Genomic DNA, 18,973 nt, shown 5'->3' on the forward strand with positions numbered 1-18,973 from the left:
CAAGCATGCCTAGTATCACTATCAAAGGAAGTGTCTTTATTCTCGCTACAATGCTGTTGTCAGGTTGTGCGCTTTTATCTCCGGCCGATAAAACGACAACTGATTATCAGTGTGGTGCCAGCGAGTTCAGCGTGTTGCAACAGGAACAAGGTGTGTTGTTAAGCTATGGTGCTGAGCAAGAAGTACTACCTGGAGCAGTTAGCGCTTCCGGTGCCCGCTACTCAAACGATAAGGAGCCTGTTACTCAATATTGGAGCAAAGGGAATGAAGCTGATATTACCTGGCGTGGTCAGGAAATGCCGCTATGCGTTGAGCGCGGTACCTTACCGAAACACTTTACCGCGAGAGGCAATGAACCTTTTTGGCAAGTGGCAGTAAACCCGCAACATATGGCACTGACGACACCCGAAAGTGAAGCTATTATTGACCTAAAGCCAGCCGAAGTTGTGTCAGAGCAGCCTTACGAATGGCGCATTGAATCCACCACGAATAAACACCTGATTGTTATAGATAGATTATGCCGCGACTCAATGAGTGGCCGTTTGTATCCTTATCAAGTCGACCTGCAAGAGTCTGATCGTATGTACTCTGGTTGTGGTGGTGATAGTGAATGGTTACTTCAGGGAGCCAAGTGGGAACTGTCAAAATTTGAAGATTATGCACTCCACTCTAAGCCCGCAACCATTCAATTTTTGGAAGACAGTCAACTTGCTGGTTTTAATGGCTGTAACCGTTATTTCGGAAACTACAATATGGGTGGTGAGCTGGCCCAATTACGAATAACTGGCAGCACTAAAATGGCCTGTAGTGATGCAGCCAACGATCTTTCGCGACAGTTTAGTGACGTACTGGAGCGTGTTTACCAAGTTAACATTGATGACAAGGGTCGCTTGATACTCAGTACTCGAGGAGGTCGTCAAATGGTGTTTAAACAGCAAAACAACTAACGGTAAAAGGTACCGCCTGGCAACTGTCGTTAAAGACTCACCTTTGGTCGCAATAGAGCTCGCTATTATTGCAATTGGCGGTGGTTCAGAGTATCAAAGAATGAAGACTTGGACGATTATTAAGGGGTAAGTATGTTGAAAAAAATAGCTATCGGTTTAACTGTGGCCTTAGCAGGGCATTCGGCACAAGCGGGCGAGTGGCTGCATTGTGGGAATGTCTTTGATAGTGAAAGCGGGCGTCTGGCCGGCGAACGTTATATTGAAGTCACCGATAACAAAATTACCGCTGTAAAAGTGAATGAACCGGGCGGCGATGTTTCCGTAACCGACTTGAGTTCTCATACATGTTTGCCGGGCTTTATTGATCTTCACGTGCACCTTGACGGGCAGTCGGGTCCTAATTCTTATATCAAGCAGTTTACTGAGAATCCGGCAGACCTGGCTTTAAAAGCTCAGCATTTTGGTATGAAAACCCTGAATGCAGGCTTTACGACAGTAAGAAACCCCGGTGACTCCGACAACGTGACGATTGCTTTGCGCAATGCGGTGAATGCGGGCGTGGTTGACGGCCCCAGAATTTACTCCGCCGGTAAGTCTCTGGCGACTACAGGGGGGCATGCTGACCCGACTAATGGCTGGAAAGAAGAATTAATGGGACGTCCAACACCCAAAGACGGTGTGATTAATAGCGCCGCTGACGCGCGCGAAGCGGTACGTCAGCACTATAAAGACGGTGCTGATTTTATCAAAATCACAGCAACCGGTGGGGTTTTGAGTATGGCCAGCAGCGGCGATAATCCGCAGTTTACAGACGATGAATTGAAGGCATTAGTTGATATCGCTGACGATTACAACTTTCATGTGGCTGCGCACGCCCATGGTAAAGCCGGTATGTTGCGCGCTGTGAAGGCCGGAATTGCTTCAGTTGAGCACGGCACTTATATGGACGATGAAGTTATAGCAGCCATGAAAGAGCACGGAACCTATTTGGTGCCGACTATCCTCGCGGGTAAGTTTGTTGCTGAAAAAGCAGAAATTGACGGTTACTTTCCGGATGTCGTCAGACCCAAAGCACGGGCTATTGGTCCTCAAATTCAGGATACTTTTGCAAAGGCTTATAAGGCGGGCGTGAACTTCGCTTTTGGGACAGACAGTGGGGTATCAGCGCATGGCGATAACGCACTGGAGTTCCAGTACATGGTGGAAGCCGGCGTACCGGAAGCTGAAGCGATTCAGTCGGCAACAATAACTGCAGCTGAGTTTCTTAAAAACGATAACATTGGACGTATTGAAGAAGGCAAACTGGCGGATATTGTCGCAGTAAAAGGCAACCCTTTAGATGATATTACGTTACTGCAAAATGTTCACTTTGTGATGAAAGACGGCAAGGTTTATAAGCACCAATAAGCATGTGTCAGGGTCAGTCGAAGCGGACTGACCCTTCTAATTTTAATGACGTGTGGTCGGCACTGCGGACTTCATATTTTGTTTTGTCATCTTCTTCTGATGCCCATAGTTGCACCCGTGCGGGTAGAATAACCGGGCGCTTGAATGTCACATCAATATAAGTCACTGCTTTTTGCTCGCGCTTTTCAAGTTCAGCCTGAGCTCTTGCCATCATGTACATGCCATGAATAATCGGTTTTTCAAACCCAAACCAGCGTGAAACCAGTGGGTGTAAGTGAATGGGGTTAAAGTCACCTGATATACGGGCATAGCGTCTGCCCATACCACTACCTAACTGCCAGTGACTTAAGTTTTCCCAGCTAGCTTCCGGCTCAAATGGCTTTATTGGGGTTGCCGCCTTTTTTGCTGAACCTGAGCTTTGCCCACTCATCACCTGGTAGACACTCGAGCAGGTGGCAACTTTTTCGCTATTTTGCCAAAATTCCACCACAAATTGCGGGCGTAAACGCCTTGGAGAAATATCCGGGCCACGTTTAGGTACTTTGACTTTGGATACCAGCTGAAAAGGAGTTTGTGCAGAAATGACCTGGTGACGTTCTATTTTATTGCTAACGTGCACTAACCCTGGTGCTGGCCAGGGAAAACTGTCATCCAACATTTGTGATAAATGTGCTCTTTGAGCGATGCAATAGAGCATGGCAAGAGGAACGTCGCTGATGAAACCATCGAAAGCCTGTTGATAACGATTTAGGTGCTTAGCGGTAGGAGCAGGAATTGAATACGTTTTGAGTAACGTTTCTGATTCTGCTTCCGATTCATCGCTGCGTTGCAACGTCAGTAAAGAACGCAGCAACATGCTTGGCATCGGTGCTAGCTTTTGTGGGCTTGTATCAACACGTTCCATAGTGATCGTTAAACTCCATACTGACAATACGGCTATTCTCGCACATGTCTTCAGCTATCAACAGTCCGACCACTAAAAAGCCGCTCCGTAGAGCGGCTTTTTACGTTGCGTTTACTTTTTTGATTCGAGATCGTCATTCAGATCTTCGTCATGTTTTTCAAGGTCCCATGGCAGTACACCCGGACTGATATGACGGAAATGAAGGTAGTTTTCAAACTGGTTGATCACGTCATTGATAATATCTGTTGGCTCGAAACCATAGAGATCGTATGACTGACCGCCCTGTCTAAGGAAAACCTCTGCGCGGTAGTACACTTCTCTGTTCTTATCGTTACTTAAGGCGAACTCCGGCAGTAAATAGTCTCTTAGACGAATCTCGTAAGCGAAATCGAGCTCATTGTTTCGTTCAACACTGAGAATAATGCGGTTATGTTCCTCATCGGCCTTAAACTCAGCGGGCCAGTCCTGCCCTTTCAGTTCATCGCGGACACTTTTCATACTTTCCGTGGCTGGCCCATTGATAAACTCAAGTACTGACGCCTTGTTGGGGAAATTGACCAGTCCGGCCAAACGTTTTTTCCAATAGTCCGGGCCTTCGTTAACGCCACGACGGTGCGTGTGACGATGGTTCTGAAGACTGTTGGACTGATACCCTTCAATGATCAGCGCACGCCACATGCCAACCGCCGATATAAGAATAATGATGGCAAACGGCAGAGCACTGGTAATAGCGGCAGTTTGCAGAGCGCCTAACCCGCCGGCTATGAGCAATACAGCTGCGACAATTCCCTCGGTACTTGCCCAGAAAACACGTTGCCAAGTGGGTGTTTCCATCAGGCCACCTGAGGACAATGAATCGATCACTAATGAGCCGGAATCTGACGATGTAACGAAGAAGGTGATAATTAAAAGCACCGTCAGAAAGCTCAGAATGCTGGTCAACGGAAGATTCTCGTAGAGTTTAAATAAGGCTATTGCCTGATTGTCCTGAACCTCGGTGATTAACGTTGTGTAGCCTTCGTTCATGATCATATTCAATGCAGTATCACCAAATACCGCAAACCAGAAGAAAGTGAATATGGTTGGCACCAGCATAACGCCGAAAACGAACTGACGTATGGTGCGGCCGCGACTGATTTTGGCAATAAATAGCCCGACAAAGGGCGCCCAGGCAATGGTCCAGCCAAAGATAAACAGAGTCCAGTTACCAATCCAGTCACTGCGCTCATAGGCTTGTAAATTAAAGGTACGTTCGACAATGCCGCTTAAGTAAGCACCGGTGTTTTGCAAAAAGGTTTCTAAAATATGAATGGTGGGTCCAACCGCAAAAACAAACAGGAGCAGAAACACAACTAAGGTCATGTTAAGCAATGAGAGGCGCTTAATCCCTTTATCCATCCCAGCAACTACAGAAGCAATCGCGGCTATGGTAATGAGGCCTATGGAGATGACTTGAACCATGGTTCCAACCGGAATGTCTTCCCACAAATAATTGAGGCCGGCGTTAATCTGAATAACTGACAGCCCCAGCGTCGTTGCGATACCAAACATGGTGCTGAGAATGGCGAAGGTATCAATTGTATGACCAATTGGGCCATTTATTCTGTCGCCAATAAGCGGGTAAAGGGTTGAACGCATGGTCAGCGGCAACCCGTGCCGAAAGGAGAAGTAAGCTAGCACCAGACCCACCAGGCCATAAATTGCCCAGATATGGAAACCCCAGTGGAAATATGCGATTTGCATAGCTTGTTTAGCTGAGCCAACGGTTTCAGCCGCTCCTGTCGGAGGCTCCGCATAATGTAATATGGGCTCGGATACACCAAAAAAGAGTAAAGCAATGCCGTAGCCTGCAGAGAAAAGCATGGCAAACCAGGAGGTAAAGCTGTATTCGGGCTCGCAATGGTCAGGGCCTAATTTAATTTTGCCCCAGCTTGAAATAGCCACGCCAATAATGAACATGAGAAAGAGTGCGACCGCCAACATATAAAACCAACCGAAGTTGTCAGTAATGCCGGCCAGCGTCCAGTCAAACAGTTCACCGGCTTTGTCTGGAGCACTCAATGTGCCTATAACCAGAAGGGCTATAACAATAACCGCCGGAAGAAACACCGGGAATAAAATTGCAGAATGCCATTTGCGCTTTTCGGCTGACATAAAAGCTCCTGTTTTTATTATGGTTTATCTATGTATAGACTACTTAAAAAGATTTGTAATGGGTCACTTTGTATTAATTTGCTGTTTACTTTCTGGCCGCTGGGGTATCATTGCAAAGGTCGTTGCAGTAGATAAAGAGTGGCTTAGCGGTTATGAGTACGGAGAAAAGTTCGGTTAATTTAGAGCATCTGGCAAATGCGGTTCCCGGGGCGCTTTACCAACTCGAGCGTTCGCCCGAAGGGGAGTTAAAATTTAACTATGTCAGCCAGGGCGTAGAGGCTATTTATGGTTGCTCTGCCGAAGAGTTGGCAAGCGATATCAGTTTGCTAAGTCACATTATTCATCCTGACGATTTACAGTCCGTTTTAACCAGCATGCATGAATCCGCGCGTTACCAGTATTTGTGGGTAAAAGAATATCGGGTGATTCGAAATGGTAAAGAAGCCTGGATATACGGGCACGCCGTGACCATTCGTCAAGCAGATGGAAGCACTCTGTGGAATGGACAGATGCTGGATATTACCGAGAGAAAGCTGCTTGAGCTGAAAGCCGAAGAGCAGCAGCGCAATTTAATGTTGGCGGAGCGAGTCGGTGGACTTGGTCATTGGCGGCTTGACTTGGAAACGGGATTATCGCAGTGGTCAGACACTATGTATGACTTGCATGGTCTGGAAAAAGCGAAGGTAAAACCCTCGCTAGCCCTGGTTATGGAAAAGACCCACCCCGAAGACCGGAAAGCTTTAACCGAAGCTATTGAAGCTGTAAAGCAGTCCGGTGCGCGCGATGTTGAACACCGCGTCATGCTAGCCGATGGGGAGGTTAGGTGGTTACGTGCATCAGGAATCTACCAGACAAATGACGATGGTAAGGAAATTATTTTTGGTACCACTCAGGACATTACTGATTATAAAGAACTGGAACTGAAGCTAAGGCAGACTGGCGGTAGTGATGAGCATACTGGGTTTTATAACCGCCGCCTTATGTTGCAGTCACTGCAAAGGCGCTTTAGTTTATTTCAGGCGCACTCTGAGTATCAATATTATGTTTTGGTCACACACGTTGCGGATACCGCAGAAACGCTAAAAGTGGTGAGTCACATTGTGCGGCAAAATATCCAGGACTACGACATTCCAGGCAGCCTGGGTAACGGGCTCATTGTGGTGTTGATGTCTACCCTGTCTGCACAACAGAATACCGACTGTCTGAACGCTATCCGGACACAACTGAATGAGCATCGTATTGAGCATAAGATCGCTCTGGAATGTGCTCAGGTAACGGATCTCCGATTCGATGATATTTTGATACGTGCGCTGCGCTAATTTAGCGACTTACAGGCTTACCAATAGCCCAGTCTCGCGCTTTACCCATTGAGTTCAGTGGCAGTTGTTTACCAAAGCTGATGTGCTCTGGTATTTCAGCAGCAAGGAGGCGTTCAGCTAACCAGCTTTTGATGCTTTGTTCTGTTGTCGTTTCTTCAATGGAACTGTTCAGAACGATAAAGGCTTTTAACCCCGTCCCTTCATCTGATTTCATCGGCCTTACATTGACATCAATAACCGCTGGGTGTTGACGCAGCAATTCCGCAACGCGCGCCGGGAATACATTGCTTCCCCTTATTGAGATAGCCTTATCGATTCGTCCGGCAATCTTAAATTCATTTATCGTTTTCCATTCTGCCTTATCAGGCATCTCGTAGACAGCCCCACTTTGTTTTTCAATTAACTGCTGTGAGTCACTGCTGTTACTGCGCCAACGAGGCAGCAAACGATAAGTGTTTTCCGGTTCGCAACGATAGCCAATACCAGCGGTTTCGGAACTGCCATAAATTTCAACGGCTCGTGCAGCCCCCATGGCGTATAACTGATGCAGTGTACGTGGAGGACAACAACCGGCAGAGCTAATAAAAAGTACGCCCGAGGGAAGAGGAGAGATTTCGGTGGCGAGTTGAGTCAAAAGCTCTGGAAAGCCGACCACAATGTCGCCTGCCCGTAACCCCCCATTGCGCACGTGGCTGTAGGCTTTAAAACCTCTCAAGACAGGAATATCAACAACATGAGGCAGCAACACGGTAAACAAGAAGCCATAGATGTGATGACTGGGTACTAAGGCAATCACTCGGTTGGGAGCTATGTCATATTCACTATTAAAAATACCGACAAAGTCATTCACCTCCTCAACCAAACGACGCCATGAGTGCTCACAGGCTTTTGGCTGGCCGGTCGAGCCAGAAGTTGACACGGTTATGTTCTGGGAATGAATGTCTCGCGATTTAAGAACAACATCAGCCCACTCAGAAAGGCTATGGCGGCGCAGCAAGTAATCTTCGACGCCACTGTCTCCCATATGAAAGAACTGAACCACACGACCTGCCAGCGCCAGTCTTTCCAGGGAATCAACTGCGATCTCATCGCTATCATTACTTTTTTCGGACTGGTGTTTGGGTATCAGACAGTCGTCTTCGTGCCACTGGCGACGTTTCCATTGCTCGCCTTCGTCAGGGCGCATCCGCGCAAGTTCATCGGCGATGAGGTCGCCGATGACGGTGACGATAAAATGATGTTTAAGTGGATTTGTCACGTTATAGACGCTTAACAAACACCCAGTAGCTGTCGCCGGTCAGCGCTTTTTTCATATGAACTTTAACTTTGGTCGGCTTCATTTCGTAATCAAAAACGTACTCAAACATCGTATTTAAGTCTCCGTTTTTAACACCGTCGTCGAAACGGCCTTTAAATTCAGGACTATTCGTACAGGGGGCAACTTCTTTGAAAAAGTTTTTGCCGACTACGGCCCCCGGATCGCGACCCGTAATATCACCTTCTGCCGCATTGTATTGAATAATTTTTCCATTGCTGTCTAACTGGATAGCCCCGAACGCAATATCATTTAACTTATCGTCCGACATTTTCGCTAACGTGTTTTCAATATCATCAGAACCAAACTGAACTATTTCCATGGTGTTGCCCCTTTGTCTATGTGTCATCTAATAGTTGGCTTCGAGATATTTGGATCAGGTTTTCTTAACACTTCTTAAAGTGAAATTCATAGCAAGCAGGTCTATACTGCCTTTTAGGTCAACAATTAAGGATAAAAATAATGCCCAGAACGCCTAAATTTCACCGGGAAACCGCGCTTAATAATGCGTTAAAGCTTTTCTGGCGCAAGGGGTATCATGCGACCTCGATGAAAGACATTGAAGAAGAAATGGATATGAGGCCGGGAAGTATCTACGCGGCATTTGGTAATAAAGAAGCGTTATTTAAAGAAACTCTGGAAGAGTACTCGGTACTTGCGGCGGATGACTTTAAGCAGACGTTAGCGCAAAAATCATCGGTTTTGCAGGGGCTCAGTTTGTATCTTCGTAATCTTGTGGTAATGGATGCTGCTTGTGAGCCGACCAAAGCTTGTATGCTGGTTAAGACTTTGCTGGAATTTACGCCAGAAGATAAAGCGTTTAGCGATCCTGTTCGCAGTTACCTGCAAGAATTTGAGCAGCTCTTTACTGACGCATTTGAATTAGCACAGCAGCGAGGAGAAGTGGGTCGCTCTCAATCGCCTGAACGTCTTGCGCGCTTATTGCAAACAAATGTTATTGGTTTGCGTACCATGGTCAGAAGAGATATTCCTCAGGAACAACTGGCGAACTTAGCCGACGATATTATTGCGAGGATTATTCCTGCAAGTTAAATAAGCCTTTGTAACTCTTGGGGTCAAAACGCCAGGTAATCAGCAGAATCAATAAGCCGACAAGAATGTGTAATTGCCAGCCCAGACTGTAGTTGCCTGAAACGTCTCTGAACCAGCCGGTTAAAAGCGGCATGAGACTGGCAAACATAAAGCCAATACCCTGCATAAACGAAACCAGGCGTCCGGCTTGTACTGGGTTGTCGATATGATCCAGTGCCATGACAATACACAGCGGGAAGGCGCCGCCTAAACCGAAACCACAGAGTGCTGACCAGAGCCAGGGCGCTTCTGTGGGAAACCAGCTTAACCCCGCAAAGCCTATCATTTGCGTAAGAACAGCAAGTATTAACCAGAACCGTCTGTCTTGTGTTCGTGATAAGGCGGGCAGCAACAAAGCGCCAATAACCTGAACTAATGAAAATAGCGCCAATAAGTTCCCGGCTTTTTGGGCTGGCCAGTCAAATTCTGCGTAGAAAGGCGCTATCCAGGCGATAAACCCTGCATAACCTGCATTGACCAAGGCGAAATAAATGCCTAACAGCCACGCCCGGGGATAACGGTGAGCGCGCAATAGCAGGTGTCTTGGAGGGATACTGGCTACCGGCACCCGGTTAAAAGGGAGGTACCAAATGACCAGTACCAGTAGAGCTAACAGGGACCAACTGCCCAGAGCCTGGAATCGTTCCGGCAGCAAGTTTGCGGCCCAGGGGGTGGCAACAGCACCGAGTGCAGCGCCGCCCATCAGTGCAGCAGACCAAAGACCAGTGACCATGCCTAAGCGGTTCAGATATTTTTGTTTGGTCAGCTCAGGGATCACAATATGGAGCAGTGCAATACCAACCCCTCCAACCAGAGCACTACTAATTAAGCTTATATTTGTCGGCTCAAATAAGCGTGTTACCAGGCCTGCGCAAAGCACAAGCAAACCAAGACCTATGCCCTGCTTATAACCTAACGCCGTGGTTACCCGACCAGCGAATAAAGCCATTAAACCAATCATTAAAATGGGCAGTGTGGTCAGTAGCGAAACTTCACTAAAAGACAGTTTGGTAATGGTTTGTAATTCGTCGGTAAGAGGCCCTACCGAGGTTAGCAGCGGACGGAGATTCAGCCCCAGCAAGACCAGCACCAACAGGCCGAAAAGTAAGGGGAGTTTTGATGGTTTCGCCACAGGCGCTGATGAAGTCTGCAAATGAGTACCGCAAGTTTGTAAAAGCCATACTCTACTCAATTTTCATCGCGGTGTGAAACCGTGTTATTATTTCGCGCCAACAGTGATCGTCCGTTTCATAAAAAGAGAACCCGTTATGACCGCGTCTCCGGTGTTAGGGAATTTGTTTATCATTGCGGCCCCCAGTGGCGCAGGCAAGTCGAGCCTGATACGGGCTTTGTTGGAAAAACACCCTGATCAATCTATGCAGGTATCTGTATCGTCGACCACGCGTGCTCCGCGTCCGGGTGAAGTCCAGGGTGTCCATTATCACTTCCTCAGTACTGACGAGTTTGAACAGCGTATTGATGCAGGTGAGTTTTACGAATGGGCGCGTGTATTCGGCAATTATTATGGTACCTCTCGTAAAGTCGTCGAGTCTTTATTGGCAGAGGGCAAGGATGTGTTTCTGGATATTGACTGGCAGGGTGCTCAGCAAGTTCGTGAACACCACCCTGAAGTGCGCTCGGTTTTTATTGTCCCTCCCAGCCTGGAAGTTCTGGAAGAGCGGCTGCGTATTCGTGGACAGGACTCCGATCAGGTTATTGCTGAACGTATGGCAAAGGCTCAGGCAGAAATGTCGCATTATCATGAGTTTGACTACTTACTGGTCAACGATGATTTTGAGAGTACGCTGGCCTCGCTGGAGCATATTGTTTTAGCGCAGCGGCAAAAAATGCCGCATCAACAAGTAAGATATTCAAAGGTATTGAAGGAATTGCTTGGATCATAGGGCTTAATTCCGTATAATTCTTAGCCTTTCGAAAAATACGACTCACGCTTTATTGGGAGTAAACCATGGCTCGCGTAACTGTAGAAGATGCTGTAGACCGTGTTGGTAACCGTTTTGATTTGATTTTGTTAGCCTCACGACGCGCGCGTCAATTGGCTAATGGTAAAGAGCCACTAGTTGAAACAAAAAACGAAAAACCAACTGTTATTGCTTTGCGTGAAATTGAGCAAGGTTTAATCGATAATGAACGTCTGGATATTGAAGATCAGGCGGCTCAAAAGCAGCAGGATGCTGAAGAACTGCGTGCGGTAGACGCGCTGCGCGGTATCGAATAAAAATTTCTTTTCGCCAACGGCACCACTGCCGTTGGCAATTCTGTCAAATCCCCTTATTCTGAAAGTATATTCATAAGTCCGGTGTGACCCGGGGAGTTAACTGGTGTACTTATTTGAAGGCTTAAAGGCTCAAGTTAGTGAGTATCTTCCGTCTGAGCAGGTGGAACGTATTCGTGATGCCTTTGTTGTAGCAAACGAAGCCCACAGTTCGCAAAAACGCAGCAGTGGTGAGCCTTATATTACTCACCCGGTTGCGGTTGCCAGTCTGCTTGCTGATATGAGGCTGGACTGTGAAACGCTGATGGCAGCCCTACTGCACGATGTGATTGAAGATACCGAAACCAGCCGGGAAGACTTAGCCGAGCGCTTTGGTGCTACCGTTGCCAGCTTGGTGGAGGGTGTGTCTAAACTGGATAAACTGCAGTTTAACTCCAAAGAAGAGGCCCAGGCCGAAAACTATCGCAAGATGATTATGGCGATGGTGCAGGATATTCGGGTTATTTTGATTAAACTGGCTGACCGCACCCACAACATGCGAACTATTCAGCATCTCCGCCCCGACAAACGTCGCCGTATCGCCCGCGAAACATTAGAAATTTATGCCCCTTTAGCCCACCGCCTGGGTATGCACGATATTAAAAACGAATTAGAGCAACTGGGCTTCTGGGCGCTGTACCCCTGGCGTGGAAAATTGCTGGAGTCGGAAGTAAAGCGCGCCCGTGGTAACCGTCGTGAGTTTACTGAACGTGTGCAAAGCGAAATTAACTCCCGACTTGACGGTAATAATATTAAAGCGCGGGTATTCGGCCGTGAAAAGCATCTGCACAGTATTTACCGGAAAATGCAGGCCAAAGAAGTTAAGTTTGAGCAGGTCATGGACATTTATGCGTTCCGGGTCATTGTTGACAGTGTGGATACCTGCTACCGGGTACTGGGGGCGCTGCACAATTTGTATAAGCCCATTGAAACGCGGTTTAAAGACTACATTGCGATTCCTAAGTCAAATGGCTATCAGTCTTTGCATACCTCGTTAAAAGGCCCGCACGGCGTGCCGGTCGAAATTCAGATCCGCACCGAAGAGATGGATCTGATGGCAGACCGGGGCGTCGCAGCGCATTGGATGTACAAACAATCGGATGACTCGAGTACCACCGCTCAGGTAAGAGCCCGTAAGTGGATGCAGAGCCTGTTAGAGTTGCAACAAAGTGCAGGTAATTCCTTTGAGTTTATTGAAAGCGTTAAATCTGATTTATTCCCCGATGAAATATACGTATTCAGCCCTGACGGGCGTATTACCGAGTTGCCTCAGGGGGCAACCGCGGTAGACTTTGCTTACGCGGTTCATACCGATGTTGGTAACACCTGTATTGGAGCGAGAGTTAATCATCGTACTTATTCGTTAAGCAAGCCGCTGGAAACCGGACAAACGGTTGAGATAAAAACCGCACCGAATTCTCGGCCCAATATTGCCTGGCTCAACTTTGTGGTAACGGGCAAGGCCCGCGCTAAAATTCGTCAGTACCTGAAAAGTCAGGAAGCTGACGAAGCGCAACAGCTAGGTGAGCGTTTGCTGCGTTCCGCCTTAGGCCAGGTGAGTTACGACGAGATACCAGAGTCGGAATTTAACCGGGTGTTGCAGGAAACAAAAATGGATACCCGTGAGAACCTGCTAAAGCAAATTGGCTTAGGTAACATGATGTCGATTGCCATTGCGAAGCGTTTACTGGGTGATTTACAACCGATAAAAGATGACAATGCATCGCAAAAAAGTTTATCAATAAAAGGGGCTGAAGGCCTGCTGGTAAGTTTCGCTAAGTGCTGCCGGCCTATTCCGGGTGATGATATTATTGCCCATGTGAGTCCCGGGAAGGGTTTGGTCATTCACCGTCGCGAATGCAAAAACGTGCGCGGACACGAAGATGACCCGGGCCGTTACTTCCCGGTTGAGTGGGATAACAAACCGGAAGCTGAATTTATTTCAGAAATTCGCATTGAAATTGTCAATAACCAGGGTGTATTGGCGAAGTTAACCTCGTCAATTGCAACCACGGGTTGTAATATTGATGGTCTGCAGACCGAAGAAATTGATGCCAACATTTATTTCATTGATGTGGCTTTAACGATAAAAAACCGTAAACATTTAGCGGATGTGATACGTCATATTCGTAAAATGCCGGATGTTCAGCGCGTGACGCGCTTAAGGAAGTAATATGTCTAAAGTAATTATTTCAACGGATAAAGCGCCCGCAGCTATCGGCACTTATTCGCAAGCGGTAAAAATTGGTACCACCGTTTACCTTTCGGGGCAGATCCCTCTGGTTCCTGAAACCATGGAGTTGGTCAGTGAAGACTTTACTGCTCAGGCTGAGCAGGTTTTTAAAAACCTGACGGCAGTCTGTGAAGCCTCCGGTGCTGAGCTACAGGATATGGTCAAGCTGCAGATTTATCTGACCGACCTGGGCCAGTTCGCGATTGTGAATGAAGTGATGGCAAAACACTTCAGACAGCCATACCCGGCTCGCGCGGCTATCGGCGTGAAGCAATTACCGAAAGGCGCGCAGATTGAAATTGACGGTATTATGGAATTACCTAGTACCAATTAATTAAGCCGATGCTGGTGTCGGCTCTCTGTCCTCCAGAGGGCGACGCCAGATGATAATGGCAATAGCTACGGCTGCCAGAATAAAACAATACCCCGTATGCAGACTGACCGATAACGGTGAAATTTTAAAGCTGGCCCCCATGAGCAAAGCTTGCGCCCCATAGGGTAATGCACCTTGTACGACGCAGGCAAAAATATCCAGTAAGCTGGCGCTTTGGCGCGGCGCTAAATTCCCCACTTTTGCCAGACGCTTGCTGACCTCACCGGCTAATAAAATGCTGACCGTGTTGTTAGCAACACAGAAGTTCGTCAGAGCAGTCAGTGCGGCTACCCCAATGGCGGAAGCGCGTTGCTTGTGTTTACTCACTTTGTTGGCTGCGCTTTCGACAAAAGCGGCTAAGAAAGCTAGCCCGCCCTGCTGGCGAATTAATGCCGATAAACCACCAATGAGCAATGACAGCAAGAAAATTTCCTGCATGCTGCCAAAGCCTTCGTAAATATCCTGACTGAAAGTGACCCACTCATAGCCGACGGTGAACATGCCAAAAGCGGCCGCTAAAACAATACCAAGGCCCAGTACAGCAAATACGTTAAGCCCCATCACCGCCAGTACAATAATGGCGAAGTAAGGCAACGACAGCCACAGGTTGGCTTCCGGTATTTCTAACGGTACCTGACTGGTATCGTAAGTAATTAACCAAATAACGGTGAAAATAGCGGCGGGTATCGCAATTTTTAAGTTGGCGCGAAACTTATCCCGCATGGTACAACCCTGTGTACGAGTTGCGGCAATAGTGGTATCAGAGATGATGGATAAGTTATCACCAAACATGGCACCACTGACTAAAACTCCGGCCAACAACGGCAGGCTGATATCGGTTGCTTCGCCAATACCCAGAACGACTGGCGCCAGTGCAGCTAATGTGCCCATAGAAGTTCCCATCGCTGTGGAGATAACACCCGCTATGATGAACAGTCCGGGTAACAGAAAAGACGGGGGGATAATGTTCAGGCCTAAAGCTACCATGGCGTCCACACCGCCGGTGGCTTCTGCTACCGTGGAAAAGGCACCGGCCAATAAATAAATTAAACACATGGTAATGATGTTGTTGTCGCCGACACCACCCACGAAAGTCTCAATGCGTTCTTCAAAAGCTTGCTTACTGAGCAGAATGCCCAGCACTATCGCTGGTAGAATCGCAACCGGGCTGGGCAATTGGTAAAACGCGTATTCGACCCCTTCACTTTGAAAGTACAGCCCGGTTCCTAAGAACAAAACTAAGAATAACGCTAGAGGTAACAGCGCTTTAGCGCTAGCCGGTTGTGGCGAAGCATTGGTCATGTGTCAGCCTTATTATTTTTTTATTTGGACGTCCAGAAGTTTATACAGCTAATTATCCTGATGCAACCTTATTCCAATTACGTGTAGACTGTCGACTAAGTTGTTTTAGATCAGGATAGAGATAATGAGCCCCGATGAACTGCATTTGCAAATACGAAATTTGCGGCTGGAAGATTACGAACAGTTAAAAGCGCTAATGGACGCTGTTTATAGAGATATAGGCGGTTCCTGGAGTCAGTTTACGATAGAAAAGCTGATAAAGGATTTTTCCGAAGGCCAGTTTTGTCTGGAGGATAATGGCCGTATTGTCGGGGTCGCGTTAACGGTTAAGGTTGAGTACACCAAGTTCTCTAACCCTCACGCTTATGACGACTTAATTGGTCACAGAGAAGCGATTCTGAATAACAAAAAAGGCGATGCGCTCTACGGTCTGGATGTGTTAATTCACCCTGAGTACCGAGGCTACCGTCTGGGCCGTCGTTTGTACGATGCACGTAAAGAGTTATGCCGTCAGGCCAATTTACGAGCCATTTTAGCCGGTGGGCGCATTGTTAATTACCACAAGTATTCTAACGAACTGACGCCAAGCCAATACTTGGATAAAGTGCAGCGGCGTGAAATTTATGACCCGATTTTGACCTTCCAGCTGGCCAACGATTTCAGTGTAAAGCGTCTGTTGGGTAAGTATTTGCCGGAGGATGAAAAGTCACGTGGGTTTGCGACTTTGCTGGAATGGAATAATTTTCTCTACGAACCTTCGGACAACATTCTCACCACCCGAATTCAAAACGTTCGTGTCGGTGCTGTACAGTGGCAAATGCGCTCGGTCGAATCGGTGGAAGAGTTGCTGAAACAAGTGGAATACTTTGTTGACGCCCTGTCGGGTTACCAAAGTGACTTTGCAGTATTTCCGGAGTTTTTCAACGCACCGTTGATGGGCTTAACCGATCAGAGTCAGCAGATGGATGCGATTCGTTTTCTGGCTGGGTACACCGAGCTGTTCAAACGTGAAATGTCGCAAATGGCCGTTAGTTACAACGTTAATATCATTACCGGCTCTATGCCAGTTCAGGATGGCGACACGATTTATAACGTATCGTATTTGTGCCGCCGCGATGGCTCGGTAGAAGAACAGTACAAGCTGCATATTACTCCGCACGAAAAGCGCGACTGGGTTATCGAAGGCGGCAATGAAGTTAAGGTTTTTGATACCGATGCCGGACGTATTGGCATTTTAATTTGTTATGACGTGGAGTTTCCTGAACTTGGCCGCATAATGGCAGATGAGGGTCTGGAAATTTTGTTTGTTCCATTCTGGACGGATACCCGCAATGCCTATTTACGCGTGCGCCATTGTGCTCAGGCTCGTGCGGTAGAGAACGAATGCTATGTGGTGATTTGTGGGAGTGTCGGCAACTTACCTGAAGTGGAAAGTCTGGATGTGCAATATGCGCAGTCGGCCGTATTCTCACCTTCGGACTTCGCCTTCCCGCATGACGCGATTATGTCGGAAACCACTCCGAATACTGAAATGCTGATGTTCTCCGACTTGAACCTGGATGAATTACGTTATTTACATCATGAAGGCTCGGTTACGAATAAAAAAGACCGTCGTACTGATATTTATGAAGTATCACGCAAGCTTTCAGGCTAAGGCTATTCTAGAATAGCGCTAAACGGCACCATTGGCTGGCATCAATGTAGAGCTGGCCAATATCGGTGCCGTTTAATTTCTGTTTTAAAGGGTGTTTATCCAGCGCATCCCACTCTCCGCGTTCATAAATTTCAGTCATTTGCAGCAAGTAACCCCAGACCCCTTCGCGGTGTTTCAAAGCTTTGGTTATTTCTGAAGAGAGTGGTAATTGCTTGAGGAGATCATCCATCGATACCCCCAGTATAATATCCAGTAACGAGAGCATGCCGGTCAAAAAAGCACTGGATCGGTGTTTTTCATTTAGGATTGCTGTGGTGACTAACTCCATAAAGCGGGCACGGGTAACCGACTTAATGGTGAGTTCTTCGGGTTGTCCTGACGAGACATTCGCTAACACAACCAAGGTCACAAAGCGGCGAATTTCTCCGTCGCCTAAATAAACTAAAGCGTGCTGAATATTCTCAATTTTCTTTCGGCCGCCATAAAGTGCGCTGTTAACCAGTTTCAGCAAGCTGTATGTCAGCGACAAATCCTGCTCGATGATCTCTCGTATGGTGGTTAAGTTGAGCTCCTTTTTATGAACCTCAGATAACAGTGTCAGCATGCTAATACGGTTAGGTGCCAATGACTTCTGTTGCACGACTTGCGGCTTTTCGAAGAAAAAGCCCTGAAAATAATCAAAGCCTAACTCCAGACAGCGTTCAAACTCATCGTGAGTTTCGACTCGCTCAGCTAACAGGGGAACCCCTTTATCTTTGAAAAATCGTATTTTGTCTTCAAGGTCCAGCCCTTGCTCCTGAATATCAACTTTGACCATGTTGATCATGGGAATAACCGGATCCCATTGTCCGTCAAAGTCGTGATCGTCCAGCGCAATACGGTAACCTTTAGCGGTGGTCGCGTTGCAGGCCTCAAGCAGAGGTGCGTCGACGCCGACGGTCTCCAGCAACTCGACCCAGACCGTTCGGGCATTTAAAAAAGAAGGGAAATCGTTTAACAAAGTGCGGGCGTGAAAATTGATAAAGGCCTGCTTGCCCATGCAAAGCGTCTGAATATCACCCAGTAAGTGTTGCTCCAGAAGCAGTTTGGAAGTGGCTTCATTTGGATCAATATTAGGAAAGCTATTGGCCGTGCTGTCCCGGAAAAGTAGCTCGTAACCATAAACTTTCTGGTCTCTGGTCAATATGGGTTGTCGTGCAATGTAGGAGTACGACATTGTTATTCTTGTCTTCCTTGATGAGGCATAGGGTTAGTTCTGACCGATTCTCTCGGGTATACTGCTTATATCTAGTCCTATTTTTATAAAAAAGCAATGAGTCCTGAACGATATCAACGAATTAATCAAATGTTGGATAAACGCCAGCCAGACCTGACCGTTGTCATGGAAAATGTGCACAAAAACCATAATTTGTCTGCGGTGGTTCGCTCAGCAGATGCGATAGGTGTGCACGAAATGCACGCGATATGGTTGACCAAAAAGGCGCGTTTGTCGGGTGGTACCGCATTGGGCAGTCAAAATTGGGTAAAAATCCATAATCACAAAACCGTTGGCGAGGCGCTGGCGGCCACTCAGGGGCAAGGCATGCAGGTGGTGGTGACTCACTTATCAGAGCACTCTGTCGACTTTCGCGAGGTTGACTATACCAAACCGACCGCCATTTTACTTGGCCAGGAAAAGTATGGAGTAACCGACGAGGCGCTGGATATTGCTGATCATCATGTGATGATTCCTATGGTGGGCATGGTACAGTCACTGAATGTATCTGTTGCTGGTGCGGTAATGCTGTATGAAGCTCAGCGTCAGCGCGAACTGGCGGGCTTGTACGACAAAGCACAGGTCAGTGCTCAAGAGCGACACAGAGTGTTGTTTGAAGGTGGTCATCCGATTTATGCCAAGGCGTGCAAGCGCAAGAATATGCCTTACCCGGAGCTGGATGAAAATGGACAAATTGTCGCTGATGAAGCCTGGTGGCTGGCGATGCGCGCAAAGAATTAAGG

The 18,973-nt window shown here is 47.5% G+C and carries 17 protein-coding genes; 10 read left to right on the top strand and 7 right to left on the bottom strand.

Features of this window, described 5'->3' with window-relative positions; all coding sequences use genetic code 11:
* Positions 1–5 precede the first annotated feature (5 nt).
* Positions 6–947: an META domain-containing protein gene (locus CWI78_RS10815; protein WP_126782822.1), complete on the top strand. Its 942-nt coding sequence runs from the start codon at positions 6–8 to the stop codon at positions 945–947.
* A 132-nt stretch (positions 948–1,079) separates the two neighbouring features.
* A complete protein-coding gene (locus tag CWI78_RS10820; protein WP_126782823.1) occupies positions 1,080–2,354 on the top strand; it encodes a metal-dependent hydrolase family protein in 1,275 nt (424 codons plus the stop codon).
* Positions 2,355–2,367: 13 nt separating this feature from the next.
* Here CWI78_RS10820 and CWI78_RS10825 read toward each other — a convergent pair whose 3' ends face one another.
* Positions 2,368–3,258: a MaoC family dehydratase gene (locus CWI78_RS10825; RefSeq protein WP_126782824.1), complete on the bottom strand. Its 891-nt coding sequence runs from the start codon at positions 3,256–3,258 to the stop codon at positions 2,368–2,370.
* Positions 3,259–3,369: 111 nt separating this feature from the next.
* Positions 3,370–5,412: a BCCT family transporter gene (locus CWI78_RS10830; RefSeq protein WP_126782825.1), complete on the bottom strand. Its 2,043-nt coding sequence runs from the start codon at positions 5,410–5,412 to the stop codon at positions 3,370–3,372.
* A 152-nt stretch (positions 5,413–5,564) separates the two neighbouring features.
* Between CWI78_RS10830 and CWI78_RS10835 the strand changes: the two genes are divergently transcribed.
* The gene (locus CWI78_RS10835) at positions 5,565–6,731 is read left to right on the top strand and encodes a PAS domain-containing protein (protein WP_126782826.1); all 1,167 of its coding nucleotides are present in this window, start codon (positions 5,565–5,567) and stop codon (positions 6,729–6,731) included.
* Position 6,732: 1 nt separating this feature from the next.
* On the opposite strand, the gene CWI78_RS10840 is transcribed toward CWI78_RS10835, so the two are convergent.
* On the bottom strand, positions 6,733–7,989 hold the full coding sequence (locus CWI78_RS10840; RefSeq protein ID WP_126782827.1) for an AMP-binding protein: 1,257 nt from the start codon (positions 7,987–7,989) through the stop codon (positions 6,733–6,735).
* Between the two features lies 1 nt (position 7,990).
* The gene (pyp, locus tag CWI78_RS10845) at positions 7,991–8,368 is read right to left on the bottom strand and encodes a photoactive yellow protein (RefSeq protein ID WP_126782828.1); all 378 of its coding nucleotides are present in this window, start codon (positions 8,366–8,368) and stop codon (positions 7,991–7,993) included.
* Between the two features lie 140 nt (positions 8,369–8,508).
* Between pyp and CWI78_RS10850 the strand changes: the two genes are divergently transcribed.
* A complete protein-coding gene (locus tag CWI78_RS10850) occupies positions 8,509–9,099 on the top strand; it encodes a TetR/AcrR family transcriptional regulator (protein WP_126782829.1) in 591 nt (196 codons plus the stop codon).
* Here the strand turns inward: CWI78_RS10850 and CWI78_RS10855 are convergent.
* Positions 9,083–10,270 carry a cyanate transporter gene (locus CWI78_RS10855; protein WP_244213121.1) on the bottom strand — a complete coding sequence of 396 codons (1,188 nt, stop codon included), beginning with the start codon at positions 10,268–10,270 and terminating at the stop codon, positions 9,083–9,085. The two genes, CWI78_RS10850 and CWI78_RS10855, sit on opposite strands and share 17 nt — an antisense overlap.
* 136 nt (positions 10,271–10,406) lie before the next feature.
* Between CWI78_RS10855 and gmk the strand changes: the two genes are divergently transcribed.
* From gmk to CWI78_RS10875, 4 genes are all read left to right on the top strand, one after another.
* On the top strand, positions 10,407–11,042 hold the full coding sequence (gene gmk, locus CWI78_RS10860; protein WP_126782831.1) for a guanylate kinase: 636 nt from the start codon (positions 10,407–10,409) through the stop codon (positions 11,040–11,042).
* 65 nt (positions 11,043–11,107) lie between these two features.
* Positions 11,108–11,377 (top strand): DNA-directed RNA polymerase subunit omega, encoded by a 270-nt coding sequence (gene rpoZ, locus CWI78_RS10865; RefSeq protein WP_011235607.1) that lies wholly within the window; start codon positions 11,108–11,110, stop codon positions 11,375–11,377.
* 103 nt (positions 11,378–11,480) lie between these two features.
* The gene (gene spoT / locus CWI78_RS10870; RefSeq protein ID WP_126782832.1) at positions 11,481–13,586 is read left to right on the top strand and encodes a bifunctional GTP diphosphokinase/guanosine-3',5'-bis pyrophosphate 3'-pyrophosphohydrolase; all 2,106 of its coding nucleotides are present in this window, start codon (positions 11,481–11,483) and stop codon (positions 13,584–13,586) included.
* A gap of 1 nt (position 13,587) precedes the next feature.
* The gene (locus CWI78_RS10875; RefSeq protein WP_126782833.1) at positions 13,588–13,980 is read left to right on the top strand and encodes a RidA family protein; all 393 of its coding nucleotides are present in this window, start codon (positions 13,588–13,590) and stop codon (positions 13,978–13,980) included.
* Here CWI78_RS10875 and CWI78_RS10880 read toward each other — a convergent pair whose 3' ends face one another.
* Positions 13,981–15,321, bottom strand: coding sequence for a Na+/H+ antiporter NhaC family protein (locus tag CWI78_RS10880; protein WP_126782834.1), 1,341 nt, complete (start codon positions 15,319–15,321; stop codon positions 13,981–13,983).
* Positions 15,322–15,445: 124 nt separating this feature from the next.
* Between CWI78_RS10880 and CWI78_RS10885 the strand changes: the two genes are divergently transcribed.
* Positions 15,446–16,975: a bifunctional GNAT family N-acetyltransferase/carbon-nitrogen hydrolase family protein gene (locus CWI78_RS10885; protein WP_126782835.1), complete on the top strand. Its 1,530-nt coding sequence runs from the start codon at positions 15,446–15,448 to the stop codon at positions 16,973–16,975.
* Between the two features lie 7 nt (positions 16,976–16,982).
* On the opposite strand, the gene CWI78_RS10890 is transcribed toward CWI78_RS10885, so the two are convergent.
* Positions 16,983–18,191 carry an EAL and HDOD domain-containing protein gene (locus tag CWI78_RS10890; protein ID WP_126782836.1) on the bottom strand — a complete coding sequence of 403 codons (1,209 nt, stop codon included), beginning with the start codon at positions 18,189–18,191 and terminating at the stop codon, positions 16,983–16,985.
* A 96-nt stretch (positions 18,192–18,287) separates the two neighbouring features.
* Here CWI78_RS10890 and trmH point away from each other — a divergent pair, with 96 nt between their 5' ends.
* Positions 18,288–18,971, top strand: a complete 684-nt coding sequence (gene trmH / locus CWI78_RS10895) for a tRNA (guanosine(18)-2'-O)-methyltransferase TrmH (protein ID WP_126782837.1) — start codon at positions 18,288–18,290, stop codon at positions 18,969–18,971.
* The last annotated feature ends 2 nt before the right edge of the window (positions 18,972–18,973 follow it).

Origin of the sequence: Idiomarina ramblicola (genome assembly GCF_003987255.1) — a bacterium.
In the GTDB taxonomy this organism is placed as follows: Bacteria; Pseudomonadota; Gammaproteobacteria; order Enterobacterales; family Alteromonadaceae; genus Idiomarina; species Idiomarina ramblicola.